Consider the following 12676-nt stretch of genomic DNA (forward strand, 5'->3'; position numbering starts at 1 on the left):
TTTAGTTAACCATTCATTGTCATTATCCCTACACAACACAATTGGCAGTACCACTTTTACACAACGTGTGACAAGGAGATGAGCATCAGACTCATTACACGATGTGCGTGGACTCCAGGAGACCTGCAATGAATCTCTGGCAACAAAACTACGATCCCGCCGGGAATATCTGGCTTTCCAGTCTGATAGCATCGCTTCCCATCCTGTTTTTCTTCTTTGCGCTGATTAAGCTCAAACTCAAAGGTTATGTCGCCGCCTCATGGACGGTGGCAATCGCCCTTGCCGTGGCTTTGCTGTTCTATAAAATGCCGGTCGCTAACGCGCTGGCCTCGGTGATTTATGGCTTCTTCTACGGTTTGTGGCCCATCGCGTGGATCATTATTGCAGCGGTGTTCGTCTATAAGATCTCGGTGAAAACCGGGCAGTTTGACATCATCCGCTCGTCTATTCTTTCGATAACCCCTGACCAGCGCCTGCAAATGCTGATCGTCGGTTTCTGTTTCGGCGCTTTCCTTGAAGGAGCCGCAGGCTTTGGCGCACCGGTAGCAATTACCGCCGCATTGCTGGTCGGCCTGGGCTTTAAACCGCTGTACGCCGCCGGGCTGTGCCTGATTGTTAACACCGCGCCAGTGGCATTTGGCGCGATGGGTATTCCGATTCTGGTCGCCGGGCAGGTAACAGGCATCGACAGCTTTGAGATTGGTCAGATGGTGGGGCGTCAGCTGCCGTTTATGACCATTATCGTGCTGTTCTGGATCATGGCGATTATGGACGGTTGGCGCGGTATCAAAGAGACGTGGCCTGCGGTCGTGGTTGCAGGTGGTTCGTTTGCCATTGCTCAATACCTCAGCTCTAACTTCATTGGGCCGGAACTGCCAGACATTATCTCTTCGCTGGTATCACTGCTCTGCCTGACGCTGTTCCTCAAACGCTGGCAACCAGTGCGCGTATTCCGCTTCGGTGACTTGGGGGCGTCACAGGTTGATATGACGCTGGCTCACACCGGTTACACCGCAGGTCAGGTGCTTCGCGCCTGGACACCGTTCCTGTTCCTGACCGCCACCGTAACGCTGTGGAGTATTCCACCGTTTAAAGCCCTGTTCGCTTCGGGTGGTGCGCTGTATGAATGGGTGATCAATATTCCGGTGCCGTACCTCGATAAACTGGTTGCCCGTATGCCGCCAGTGGTCAGCGAAGCGACAGCGTATGCCGCCGTGTTTAAGTTCGACTGGTTCTCTGCCACCGGTACCGCCATTCTTTTTGCTGCCCTGCTCTCGATTGTCTGGCTGAAGATGAAACCATCTGACGCTATCAGCACCTTCGGCAGCACGCTGAAAGAACTGGCTCTGCCTATCTACTCCATCGGTATGGTGCTGGCGTTCGCTTTTATCTCGAACTATTCCGGACTGTCATCAACGCTGGCGCTGGCACTGGCGCACACCGGCCATGCATTCACCTTCTTCTCGCCGTTCCTCGGCTGGCTTGGTGTCTTCCTGACCGGATCGGATACCTCATCTAACGCCCTGTTCGCCGCCCTGCAAGCCACTGCAGCACAACAAATTGGCGTTTCTGACCTATTGTTGGTTGCCGCCAACACCACCGGTGGTGTCACCGGTAAGATGATCTCTCCGCAATCTATCGCTATCGCCTGTGCGGCGGTAGGCCTGGTAGGCAAAGAGTCAGATCTGTTCCGCTTTACCGTCAAACACAGCCTGATCTTCACCTGTATGGTGGGCGTGATCACCACGCTTCAGGCTTATGTCTTAACGTGGATGATTCCTTAATGATTGTTTTACCCAGACGCCTGTCAGACGAGGTTGCCGATCGAGTGCGGGCGCTGATTGATGAAAAAAACCTGGAGGCGGGCATGAAGTTGCCCGCTGAACGTCAACTGGCGATGCAACTCGGCGTATCGCGTAATTCACTGCGCGAGGCGCTGGCAAAACTGGTGAGCGAAGGCGTGCTGCTTAGTCGACGCGGCGGCGGGACGTTTATTCGCTGGCGTCATGACACATGGTCGGAGCAAAACATCGTCCAGCCGCTGAAAACGCTGATGGCCGATGATCCGGATTACAGTTTCGATATTCTGGAAGCCCGCTACGCCATTGAAGCCAGCACCGCGTGGCATGCGGCAATGCGCGCCACACCAGGCGAAAAAGAGAAAATTCAGCTTTGCTTTGAAGCAACGCTAAGTGAAGACCCGGATCTCGCCTCACAAGCGGACGTTCGTTTTCATCTGGCGATTGCCGAAGCCTCACATAACATCGTGCTGCTGCAAACCATGCGCGGTTTCTTCGATGTCCTGCAATCCTCTGTGAAGCATAGCCGCCAGCGGATGTATCTGGTACCCCCGGTTTTTTCACAGCTGACCGAACAACATCAGGCAGTCATTGACGCCATTTTTGCCGGTGATGCTGACGGGGCGCGTAAAGCAATGATGGCGCACCTTAGCTTTGTTCACACCACCATGAAACGATTCGATGAAGATCAAGCTCGCCATGCACGCATTACCCGCCTGCCTGGTGACCATAATGAGCATTCGAGGGAGAAAAACGCATGATTATTTCCGCAGCCAGCGATTATCGCGCCGCAGCACAACGCATTCTGCCGCCGTTCCTGTTCCACTATATGGATGGGGGTGCATATTCTGAATACACGCTGCGCCGCAACGTGGATGATTTGTCAGAAGTGGCGCTGCGCCAGCGTATTCTGAAAAACATGTCTGACTTAAGCCTGGAAACGACGCTGTTTAATGAGAAATTGTCGATGCCGGTGGCGCTGGCTCCGGTGGGTTTGTGTGGCATGTATGCGCGTCGTGGCGAAGTTCAGGCTGCCAAAGCGGCGGATGCGCATGGTATTCCGTTTACTCTCTCGACGGTTTCCGTTTGCCCGATTGAAGAAGTCGCTCCAGCTATCAAACGTCCGATGTGGTTCCAGCTTTATGTGCTGCGCGATCGCGGCTTTATGCGTAACGCGCTGGAGCGAGCAAAAGCAGCGGGTTGTTCGACGCTGGTTTTCACCGTGGATATGCCGACACCGGGCGCACGTTACCGTGATGCACATTCTGGGATGAGCGGCCCGAACGCGGCAATGCGCCGCTATTTGCAGGCGGTGACGCATCCGCAATGGGCGTGGGATGTGGGCCTGAACGGTCGTCCACATGATTTAGGTAATATTTCGGCTTACCTCGGCAAACCGACCGGACTGGAAGATTACATCGGCTGGCTGGGGAATAACTTCGATCCGTCCATCTCATGGAAAGACCTTGAGTGGATCCGCGATTTCTGGGATGGCCCGATGGTGATCAAAGGGATCCTCGATCCGGAAGATGCGCGCGATGCAGTACGTTTTGGTGCTGATGGGATTGTGGTTTCTAACCACGGTGGCCGCCAGCTGGACGGTGTACTCTCTTCCGCTCGTGCATTGCCCGCTATTGCGGATGCGGTGAAAGGTGATATTGCCATTCTGGCAGATAGCGGGATTCGTAACGGGCTTGATGTCGTGCGTATGATTGCGCTCGGTGCCGACACCGTACTGCTGGGTCGTGCTTTCCTGTATGCGCTGGCAACAGCGGGCCAGGCGGGCGTGGCAAATCTGCTTAATCTAATCGAAAAAGAGATGAAAGTGGCAATGACGCTGACTGGCGCGAAATCGATTAGCGAAATTACGCAAGATTCGCTGGTGCAGGGGCTGGGTAAAGAATTGCCTGCGGCACTAGCTCCGATGGCGAAAGGGAATGCAGCTTAAGGGTTAGACGAATATCTGCTATCCTGCCCCCGCACTAAGGGGGCAGTATGCTAAACATCGTACTTTACGAACCAGAAATTCCGCCAAATACTGGCAACATCATCCGTCTTTGCGCTAATACCGGCTTTCGTCTGCATATCATCGAACCAATGGGATTTGCCTGGGACGATAAGCGCCTGCGCCGCGCGGGGCTGGACTATCACGAGTTTACCGCCGTTACGCGTCATCATGACTATCGCGCGTTCCTCGAAGCAGAAAATCCCCAGCGCCTGTTTGCCCTCACCACGAAAGGTACGCCTGCTCACAGCGCCGTAAGCTATCAGGATGGCGATTATCTGATGTTCGGCCCGGAAACACGCGGCCTGCCAGCAAGCATTCTTGATGCCCTGCCCGCTGAACAAAAAATTCGCATTCCAATGGTGCCGGACAGCCGCAGCATGAACCTGTCCAATGCGGTGTCGGTCGTGGTGTATGAAGCCTGGCGGCAGCTGGGATATCCGGGAGCGGTGTTGAGAGATTAGTTACTGTATGCCGGATAGATGATTACATCGCATCCGGCACAATCACAGGACGTCAGATCCCATCCCCATATTCAAACGTATGGTTAATACCGTTGAAATGCTGATCCATATCCATTGACGGTTTATCGCTATCCGGCTTGCCGACAATGCGTGCCGGAACGCCAGCGGCGGTGGTATGCGGCGGCACCGGTTGCAGCACCACGGAACCTGCGCCAATCTTCGCGCCGCGCCCAACTTCAATATTGCCGAGGATTTTCGCGCCCGCGCCAATCATCACACCTTCACGAATTTTCGGATGACGGTCGCCACCAGATTTACCCGTACCGCCAAGCGTCACAGATTGCAGAATCGATACGTCGTTTTCAATCACCGCCGTTTCACCGACGACGATGCCCGTCGCATGGTCAAGCATGATACCGCGGCCAATTTTTGCTGCCGGGTGAATATCAACCTGGAACGTCACAGAAACCTGGTTTTGCAGAAAGATTGCCAGTGCGCGGCGGCCCTGATTCCACAGCCAGTGACCGATACGATAGGCCTGCAAGGCATGAAAACCTTTCAGATATAACAATGGCGTCGAATATTTATCGACTGCCGGGTCGCGGGTACGCACCGCCTGAATATCACAGGCCGCAGAGGCGATCATTTCCGGGTCGGCGGCGTAGGCTTCTTCCACCACTTCGCGGATAGCAATGGCAGGCATAATTGGCGATGACAGCTTGTTCGCCAGCATGTAGCTCAGTGCACTGCCCAGGTTTTCGTGCTTGAGTAGCGTCGCGTGGTAAAAACTGGCCAGCATTGGCTCACAGTCCGCCAGGGTTCTGGCTTCAGCTTTAATATTGTTCCAGACAATTTCCAGTTCTTCACACGACATTGCTTACTCCACACGATGAGATAATGACCGGCCCGTTCTGCGCGGGCCGGGTCATAGCGGTAACAAAGTTCCCTGGGATTAGTGGCTGCTGCGCTCGTCCTTGCGTGCACGACCTAATAACGTCAATGCTGCCTCGCGCGCGTTTTTTCCGCAATATAATACTTGATAAATTTCCTCGGTTATTGGCATTTCAACGCCGAAGCGATGCGCCAGTTCGCGGACTTCTTTCGTATTGCGGTAGCCTTCAACCACCTGACCAATCTTCTCCTGCGCGCTTTGTACATCCATGCCCTGACCGAGCATCATGCCAAAACGGCGGTTACGCGACTGGTTGTCGGTACAGGTCAGCACCAAATCGCCCAGCCCCGCCATGCCCATAAAGGTGGCAGGATCGGCCCCCAGCGCCGCACCAAGACGCGACATTTCAGCCAGCCCACGGGTGATCAGCGCCGTACGCGCATTCGCACCAAAACCGATACCGTCGGACATCCCCGCGCCAATGGCGATGACGTTTTTCACCGCGCCGCCAAGCTGCACGCCAATGAAATCCGGGTTGCTGTAAACGCGGAAACTTTTGCCGCAGTGCAGCAGCTGCTGGAGATCATCGGCAAAGGTCTGGTCGGTCGAGGCCAGCGAAATAGCCGTCGGTAAACCTGCCGCCAGTTCTTTCGCAAACGTTGGGCCAGAGATAACCGCCAGCGGAATTTGATCGCCTAACGCCTCACGCGCCACGTCCTGCAACAGACGCCCGGTTTCCGCTTCCAGACCTTTGGTCGCCCACACCAGACGCGCATCAGGACGCATCAGCGGTTTAATCTGACGCAGCACTTCACCAAAGACATGGCTGGGTACGACGACGAGAATATTACGGCTGGCTGCCAGCGCAGTGGCGAGATCGCTTTCAAGATGGAGCGTATCGGGAAAAGGCACATCGGGGAGAAACGCGGCGTTACAGCGGTCGCGTTCAAGCGTTGCGATATGTTCAGGGTCATGGCCCCAGAGGACAACCTCGTGGCCATTTCTTGCCAGGGTGATGGCAAGAGCGGTGCCGTACGAGCCGGCACCGATCACAGTCATTGAAGCATTACGTTGGTTCATCAGGCATCCTGATGTTCTTCAGTACCTTCGCCAGCCTGCTGCTGCAAATAGTTCATGAACAGCGCATCGAAGTTAACCGGCGCAAGGTTCAGTTGCGGGAATGTACCGCGGGATACCATGCTGGTGATGCACTCACGAGCATACGGGAACAGAATGTTCGGGCAGTATGCACCCAGGCAATGTGCCATCTGGGTGCCTTCGATACCCGCGATGGAGAAAATACCGCCCTGCTGAACTTCACACAGGAACGCGGTTTCTTCGCCCAGGGAGGCCGTTACGGTAACACGCAGTACCACTTCGTAAACGTCATCTGCCAGTTGAGAAGATGCCGTATCCAGATCAAGTTTAACTTCTGGCTGCCAATCTTTCTGGAAAACGTGCGGCGCGTTCGGCGCTTCGAAAGAAATATCCTTGGTATAAATACGTTGGATCTGGAAAGTCATTTCGGTGTTGTTTTGTTCTGACATGTGTAGAAAACCCTTAAGTGTTGTCCTTAAATACTGCGCAATGTAATGCCAACGTTCACACGTTATTTCAGCAGGGGATCCAGTCCACCACGTGCATCCAATGCATACAAGTCATCACAGCCGCCAATGTGCTGTGCGTCAATAAAAATCTGGGGAACCGTGGTGCGCCCGCTGCGTTTGATCATCTCTTCACGCTTAGCGGCGTTGCCATCGATCGGCAACTCCTGAAAACTCACGCCCTTGCTGCTCAGCAGTGCTTTCGCACGATGGCAATACGGGCAGGTTTCTTTGGTATAGATTTCAACATTGGCCATAACTTAGCTCCTGTTTTTTTACCCTGAAATTTCATGTTGCAGGGCGGCTGCAAAATGGAGTGTCCCCAGAAGCTTATAACAATAAGTCGCTGGGGGCCTAATTGCAGCTAACGGCCTGCATCATGAAAGACGACAGGTAAATTATTTGCCGCGCACCAGAGGTAAGTTTTCGCCAGCCCAGCCAGCAACGCCCTCTTTCAGCACGAATACTTGCGCAAAACCAGCTTTCGTCAGCGCGTTTGCAGGCTCCTGGCACTGCATGCCAGAACCGTCTACCACGATAACCGGTTTGTCTTTGTGCTTCTCAAGCTCACCAACATTGTTGGCTTTGATTTCGCTCGGCAACAGGTTGATAGAACCTGCGATATGGCCTTTACGGAAGTCATCACGCTGACGTAAATCCACAACCACAGCGTCTTCTTTGTTGATCAGACGCGTAGCTTCACCACGAGTAATCACCTTCACTTTCGAGGTCAGGCTCTTAAACGTAGTCACAAGAACCGCCACCAGTAACGCGATCCAGGCGATACTCAGTATGGGATGACGGCCAACAAATTGCATAATTTCTTGCATGGGGGGTAACAACTCCCGACGTAGTGATTAAAAAAACCAGGAAAGGAGTATACCTGCGCGGTGCGGCAAATACAGCCAGCGCGTTAACTGGAATGCAATTTTGCGGGGCGCGACGAAAAAAAAGCGCAAATCTGGCATCGGCTTGCTGCGAGCGGTCGTATATTTTGATCTTCAGAGGCTATTTTATCGATTCAGCTGTAGTAAAATTACGCAAATTTTGACTCTTGAGTATGAGGTTGTCGCAATGTCGGTTTCTAAAAAACCTATGGTACTGGTGATTCTGGATGGCTATGGCTATCGTGAAGAACAGCAGGATAACGCCATTTTTAGTGCTAAAACCCCGGTAATGGATGCACTGTGGGCCAATCGTCCGCATACCCTGATCGACGCTTCCGGTCTGGAAGTCGGTCTGCCTGACCGTCAGATGGGTAACTCCGAAGTAGGCCACGTTAACCTGGGTGCCGGCCGCATCGTGTATCAGGACCTGACTCGTCTGGACGTTGAAATCAAAGATCGCGCTTTCTTCGCTAACCCGGTACTGACTGGCGCGGTAGATAAAGCGAAAAACGCAGGCAAAGCAGTTCACATTATGGGTCTGCTGTCCGCAGGCGGCGTACACAGCCACGAAGATCACATCATGGCGATGGTAGAACTGGCCGCTGAACGCGGCGCAGAAAAAATCTACCTGCACGCATTCCTTGACGGTCGCGACACTCCACCGCGCAGTGCCGAATCCTCGCTGAAAAAATTCGAAGAAAAATTTGCCGCACTGGGCAAAGGCCGCGTAGCGTCCATCATTGGTCGTTACTACGCCATGGACCGCGATAACCGTTGGGATCGCGTTGAAAAAGCTTATGACCTGCTAACTCTGGCGCAGGGTGAGTTCCAGGCCGATACCGCCGTTGCTGGTTTGCAGGCTGCTTATGCTCGCGACGAAAACGACGAATTCGTGAAAGCGACCGTTATCCGTGCAGAAGGTCAGCCAGACGCGGCAATGGAAGACGGCGATGCGCTGATTTTCATGAACTTCCGTGCTGACCGCGCACGTGAAATCACTCGTGCATTCGTGAACGCTGATTTCGATGGCTTCGCGCGTAAGAAAGTGGTTAACGTCGATTTCGTGATGCTGACCGAATACGCCGCTGACATCAAAACTGCGGTTGCTTACCCACCCGCTTCCCTGGTTAACACCTTCGGCGAGTGGATGGCGAAAAACGACAAAACTCAGTTACGTATTTCCGAAACCGAAAAATATGCCCACGTTACTTTCTTCTTCAACGGTGGCGTAGAAGAGTCGTTCAAAGGCGAAGATCGCATTCTGATCAACTCACCGAAAGTGGCTACCTACGATCTGCAACCGGAAATGAGCTCCGCAGAGCTGACCGAAAAACTGGTTGCGGCAATCAAGAGCGGCAAATACGACACCATTATCTGTAACTATCCGAACGGCGACATGGTAGGTCACACCGGGGTGATGGAAGCGGCGGTTAAAGCGGTTGAAGCGCTGGATCACTGCGTGGAAGAAGTCGCGAAAGCAGTTGAGTCCGTGGGTGGACAACTGCTGATCACCGCTGACCACGGTAACGCTGAACAGATGCGCGATCCGGCAACGGGTCAGGCACACACGGCACACACCAACCTGCCAGTTCCGCTGATTTATGTTGGTGATAAGAACGTGAAAGCGGTTGAAGGCGGCAAACTTTCTGACATCGCGCCGACCATGTTGTCGCTGATGGGTATGGAAATCCCGCAAGAGATGACTGGTAAGCCGCTGTTCATCGTGGAATAATCCCTCCCCATGAGGGGAAAGGCGATTAATACCATGACACGGGCCGTGAAACCGCGCAGGTTTGCAATCAGGCCCATCATCTACGCCAGCGTTCTTAGCGCTGGCGTATTGTTGTGCGCCTTTTCCGCCCACGCGGATGAGCGTGACCAACTCAAATCTATTCAGGCCGATATCGCCGCGAAAGAGCGCGCGGTACGCCAAAAGCAACAACAACGCTCCAGCCTGCTTGCTCAGTTGAAAAAGCAGGAAGAAGCGATCTCGGAAGCCACCCGTAAGCTGCGCGAAACGCAAAACACGCTCAATCAACTGAATAAACAGATTGATGAGATGAACGCGTCGATTGCCAAACTGGAGCAGCAAAAAGCCGCCCAGGAGCGCAGCCTCGCCGCGCAACTGGATGCCGCATTCCGTCAGGGCGAGCATACCGGTATTCAGCTGATTCTCAGCGGTGAAGAAAGCCAGCGTGGACAGCGTTTACAGGCTTATTTCGGCTATCTCAACCAGGCGCGACAAGAAACCATTGCTCAGTTGAAACAAACGCGTGAAGAAGTCGCTATGCAACGCGCCGAGCTGGAAGAGAAACAGAGCGAGCAGCAAACGCTGTTATACGAACAACGCGCCCAACAGGCGAAGCTGACCCAGGCGCTGAACGAGCGTAAAAAGACGCTGGCAGGGCTGGAGTCTTCCATCCAGCAAGGTCAGCAACAGTTGAGCGAGCTGCGCGCCAACGAATCCCGTCTGCGTAACAGCATTGCCCGTGCGGAAGCCGCGGCGAAAGCGCGTGCTGAACGAGAAGCGCGTGAGGCCCAGGCGGTTCGCGACCGCCAGAAAGAAGCAACGCGCAAAGGCACCACCTACAAACCGACCGAAAGCGAAAAATCGCTGATGTCCCGAACTGGTGGCCTGGGTGCGCCGCGTGGTCAGGCATTCTGGCCAGTTCGCGGGCCGACGCTGCATCGCTATGGCGAGCAGCTACAGGGTGAATTACGCTGGAAAGGAATGGTTATCGGTGCCTCTGAAGGTACTGAAGTTAAAGCAATTGCCGACGGTCGGGTGATTCTGGCTGACTGGCTGCAAGGCTACGGTCTGGTGGTGGTGGTTGAGCATGGTAAAGGCGACATGAGTCTTTACGGCTATAATCAGAGCGCACTGGTGAGCGTTGGTTCGCAGGTTCGCGCGGGCCAGCCGATTGCACTGGTGGGCAGCAGTGGCGGTCAGGGTCGGCCTTCACTCTATTTCGAAATTCGCCGCCAGGGTCAGGCGGTCAATCCACAGCCGTGGTTGGGAAGATAAGTTTTGTTTCCATTTCGTCGTAACGTTCTTGCATTTGCCGCTCTGTTGGCGCTCTCCTCCCCCGTAATTGCTGGCAAGCTTGCCATCGTCATTGATGATTTTGGGTATCGCCCGCACAACGAAAACCAGGTGCTGGCGATGCCTTCCGCTATCTCCGTCGCTGTATTACCCGATTCACCGCACGCCAGAGAGATGGCGACCAAAGCGCATAACAGCGGTCACGAAGTGTTGATTCATCTACCGATGGCACCACTGAGTAAACAGCCGCTGGAGAAAAATACGCTACGCCCGGAGATGAGCAGCGACGAAATTGAGCGCATTATTCGTAGTGCGGTCAATAACGTGCCCTATGCCGTGGGGATCAACAACCACATGGGCAGCAAGATGACCTCTAACCTGTTTGGTATGCAGAAAGTGATGCAGGCGCTGGAGCGTTACAATCTTTACTTCCTCGACAGCGTAACCATCGGTAATACCCAGGCGATGCGCGCAGCGCAAGGCACTGGCGTGAAGGTGATCAAACGGAAAGTGTTCCTCGACGATTCGCAAAATGAAGCGGACATCCGTGTGCAATTCAATCGCGCAATTGACCTGGCACGTCGCAACGGTTCGACCATTGCCATTGGGCATCCTCACCCTTCCACGGTACGCGTGTTACAACAGATGGTTTATAACCTGCCGCCAGACATTACGCTGGTGAAAGCCAGCAGCTTGCTGAATGAACCGCAGGTTGATACGTCTACACCGCCGAAAAACACTGTGCCCGACACACCGCGTAATCCGTTCCGTGGCGTGAAGCTCTGCAAACCGAAGAAACCGATAGAACCTGTTTATGCTAATCGCTTCTTTGAAGTATTAAGCGAAAGCATCAGCCAGAGCACGCTGATCGTTTACTTCCAGCATCAGTGGCAAGGCTGGGGCAAACAGCCTGAAGCGGCGAAGCTTAACGCTAGCGTAAATTAAAGGCGCTACGCGTAATGCGATGGTGCGACCGCGTTTTGTCGCGCCATTGCCATAAGCGGAAAGACCACAGTAACGCCTGATAACCCACCTTCACGCTGCGCACATTGATAATCAGGCGCTTATACATACCGGAAGTAAATATCTCGGCAATCATCCGTTGGCGGGTAATAATATCCGGCTCTTTGCGCACCGCATGGCAAACACGCAATGCTTCGTAAGTTATTTGCTGATGAAATTCCGGATAAATCGTAATTTTGTCGGCATAATTTCGATTTAATTTCTCTAGCAGGCGGGTAATCTTAATATAGTGACGTTGATAATTAAGGTTTTTATTCCCTTGTCTGTTCAACCGACTCACTGACGTATTATGCAGATAATATTTATATAACGATTGCTCGGTATATCGCGCACGCAGCGCGTTAAACATGAATTCTGTTGTCCAGACAATATCCTGATGATGTAATCCGGCAATAAATTTAATGTTATTTTTTACAATAACATCGCGGCGATAAATCCCCATCCAGACAACGTGAGTCCAACGGCGGGAAGAAAGCCCCATCCGCAACCAATCCGGGCCGGTTAATACGCCGGTTGAGCGAAGGCGATCGGTGGGGATGGATTGCCAGGTTTCTCCCGTTTCACGAAAACACCAGTCAGCGTTGCACTGCGCTACGTCGAGGTCGTCCTCTAACGCCATGGTCATCAGCGTTTCGTACATGGTGGGATACACCTCATCGTCAGCATCGACAAAAGCGACATATTTGCCCGTCGCCGCCTCGATCCCACGATTACGCGCCACCGATGCGCCAGCATTCGCCTGATGCAACAAACGAACGTGCGGATAGTTTTCTGCGTAATGCTTTGCTATTTCAACAGAATTATCCGTTGAACCATCGTTAATAATAATGATTTCCAGAGCAGTCCAGGTTTGCGTAATTAAAGATTCCATACACGTGCGGAAATCATCGCCCGCATTATATAACGGGATAATAACACTAAGTTTATTGGTGCTGTTCATCATAAATTACCGACGACCT

13 protein-coding genes are annotated in these 12676 nt (G+C 53.4%); 7 read left to right on the plus strand and 6 right to left on the minus strand.

Annotated elements, in window-relative coordinates:
- Positions 1–128 precede the first annotated feature (128 nt).
- From lldP to trmL, 4 genes are read left to right on the plus strand one after another with little or no spacing between them, the layout of a single operon-like run.
- Positions 129–1784, plus strand: coding sequence for an L-lactate permease (gene lldP / locus ACJHX3_RS09805; protein WP_001306611.1), 1656 nt, complete (start codon positions 129–131; stop codon positions 1782–1784).
- Positions 1784–2560: a transcriptional regulator LldR gene (lldR, locus tag ACJHX3_RS09810; RefSeq protein WP_001304974.1), complete on the plus strand. Its 777-nt coding sequence runs from the start codon at positions 1784–1786 to the stop codon at positions 2558–2560. Before lldP ends, lldR begins: the two co-directional genes overlap by 1 nt.
- Positions 2557–3747 (plus strand): quinone-dependent L-lactate dehydrogenase, encoded by a 1191-nt coding sequence (gene lldD / locus ACJHX3_RS09815; RefSeq protein WP_000586942.1) that lies wholly within the window; start codon positions 2557–2559, stop codon positions 3745–3747. The genes lldR and lldD overlap by 4 nt, the downstream gene beginning before the upstream one ends.
- Positions 3748–3794: 47 nt before the next feature.
- Positions 3795–4268, plus strand: a complete 474-nt coding sequence (gene trmL / locus ACJHX3_RS09820; RefSeq protein WP_000932347.1) for a tRNA (uridine(34)/cytosine(34)/5-carboxymethylaminomethyluridine(34)-2'-O)-methyltransferase TrmL — start codon at positions 3795–3797, stop codon at positions 4266–4268.
- Between the two features lie 52 nt (positions 4269–4320).
- Here trmL and cysE read toward each other — a convergent pair whose 3' ends face one another.
- The 5 genes from cysE to ACJHX3_RS09845 form a co-directional block, all read right to left on the minus strand.
- Positions 4321–5142, minus strand: a complete 822-nt coding sequence (gene cysE, locus ACJHX3_RS09825) for a serine O-acetyltransferase (RefSeq protein ID WP_001277561.1) — start codon at positions 5140–5142, stop codon at positions 4321–4323.
- A gap of 78 nt (positions 5143–5220) precedes the next feature.
- Positions 5221–6240, minus strand: a complete 1020-nt coding sequence (gpsA, locus tag ACJHX3_RS09830) for an NAD(P)H-dependent glycerol-3-phosphate dehydrogenase (RefSeq protein WP_001076194.1) — start codon at positions 6238–6240, stop codon at positions 5221–5223.
- The gene (gene secB, locus ACJHX3_RS09835) at positions 6240–6707 is read right to left on the minus strand and encodes a protein-export chaperone SecB (protein ID WP_000003377.1); all 468 of its coding nucleotides are present in this window, start codon (positions 6705–6707) and stop codon (positions 6240–6242) included. The genes gpsA and secB overlap by 1 nt, the downstream gene beginning before the upstream one ends.
- Before the next feature lie 62 nt (positions 6708–6769).
- Complete coding sequence (gene grxC, locus ACJHX3_RS09840) at positions 6770–7021, minus strand: glutaredoxin 3 (RefSeq protein WP_000024392.1); 252 nt, start codon at positions 7019–7021, stop codon at positions 6770–6772.
- Between the two features lie 141 nt (positions 7022–7162).
- Positions 7163–7594: a rhodanese-like domain-containing protein gene (locus tag ACJHX3_RS09845; RefSeq protein WP_001156181.1), complete on the minus strand. Its 432-nt coding sequence runs from the start codon at positions 7592–7594 to the stop codon at positions 7163–7165.
- A 244-nt stretch (positions 7595–7838) separates the two neighbouring features.
- Here ACJHX3_RS09845 and gpmM point away from each other — a divergent pair, with 244 nt between their 5' ends.
- From gpmM to ACJHX3_RS09860, 3 genes are read left to right on the plus strand one after another with little or no spacing between them, the layout of a single operon-like run.
- On the plus strand, positions 7839–9383 hold the full coding sequence (gpmM, locus tag ACJHX3_RS09850; RefSeq protein ID WP_000116566.1) for a 2,3-bisphosphoglycerate-independent phosphoglycerate mutase: 1545 nt from the start codon (positions 7839–7841) through the stop codon (positions 9381–9383).
- A 33-nt stretch (positions 9384–9416) separates the two neighbouring features.
- On the plus strand, positions 9417–10676 hold the full coding sequence (gene envC, locus ACJHX3_RS09855; RefSeq protein ID WP_000196271.1) for a murein hydrolase activator EnvC: 1260 nt from the start codon (positions 9417–9419) through the stop codon (positions 10674–10676).
- Between the two features lie 3 nt (positions 10677–10679).
- Positions 10680–11639 carry a divergent polysaccharide deacetylase family protein gene (locus ACJHX3_RS09860; protein WP_000483830.1) on the plus strand — a complete coding sequence of 320 codons (960 nt, stop codon included), beginning with the start codon at positions 10680–10682 and terminating at the stop codon, positions 11637–11639.
- Here ACJHX3_RS09860 and waaH read toward each other — a convergent pair.
- Positions 11626–12660 carry a UDP-glucuronate:LPS(HepIII) glycosyltransferase gene (waaH, locus tag ACJHX3_RS09865; RefSeq protein ID WP_094321899.1) on the minus strand — a complete coding sequence of 345 codons (1035 nt, stop codon included), beginning with the start codon at positions 12658–12660 and terminating at the stop codon, positions 11626–11628. The two genes, ACJHX3_RS09860 and waaH, sit on opposite strands and share 14 nt — an antisense overlap.
- Positions 12661–12676: the final 16 nt, after the last annotated feature.

Source organism: Escherichia sp. WS1265 (genome assembly GCF_046487585.1).
Lineage (GTDB): Bacteria > Pseudomonadota > Gammaproteobacteria > Enterobacterales > Enterobacteriaceae > Escherichia > Escherichia coli.

Excerpts from the sequence above, each read along its gene's own strand:
- gpsA (WP_001076194.1), bottom strand. The coding sequence starts at position 6,240 with ATGAACCAACGTAATGCTTCAATGACTGTGATCGGTGCCGGCTCGTAC.
- lldP (WP_001306611.1), top strand. The coding sequence starts at position 129 with ATGAATCTCTGGCAACAAAACTACGATCCCGCCGGGAATATCTGGCTT.
- lldD (WP_000586942.1), top strand. The coding sequence starts at position 2,557 with ATGATTATTTCCGCAGCCAGCGATTATCGCGCCGCAGCACAACGCATT.
- grxC (WP_000024392.1), bottom strand. The coding sequence starts at position 7,021 with ATGGCCAATGTTGAAATCTATACCAAAGAAACCTGCCCGTATTGCCAT.
- ACJHX3_RS09845 (WP_001156181.1), bottom strand. The coding sequence starts at position 7,594 with ATGCAAGAAATTATGCAATTTGTTGGCCGTCATCCCATACTGAGTATC.
- lldR (WP_001304974.1), top strand. The coding sequence starts at position 1,784 with ATGATTGTTTTACCCAGACGCCTGTCAGACGAGGTTGCCGATCGAGTG.
- trmL (WP_000932347.1), top strand. The coding sequence starts at position 3,795 with ATGCTAAACATCGTACTTTACGAACCAGAAATTCCGCCAAATACTGGC.
- waaH (WP_094321899.1), bottom strand. The coding sequence starts at position 12,660 with ATGATGAACAGCACCAATAAACTTAGTGTTATTATCCCGTTATATAAT.
- secB (WP_000003377.1), bottom strand. The coding sequence starts at position 6,707 with ATGTCAGAACAAAACAACACCGAAATGACTTTCCAGATCCAACGTATT.
- cysE (WP_001277561.1), bottom strand. The coding sequence starts at position 5,142 with ATGTCGTGTGAAGAACTGGAAATTGTCTGGAACAATATTAAAGCTGAA.
- gpmM (WP_000116566.1), top strand. The coding sequence starts at position 7,839 with ATGTCGGTTTCTAAAAAACCTATGGTACTGGTGATTCTGGATGGCTAT.
- envC (WP_000196271.1), top strand. The coding sequence starts at position 9,417 with ATGACACGGGCCGTGAAACCGCGCAGGTTTGCAATCAGGCCCATCATC.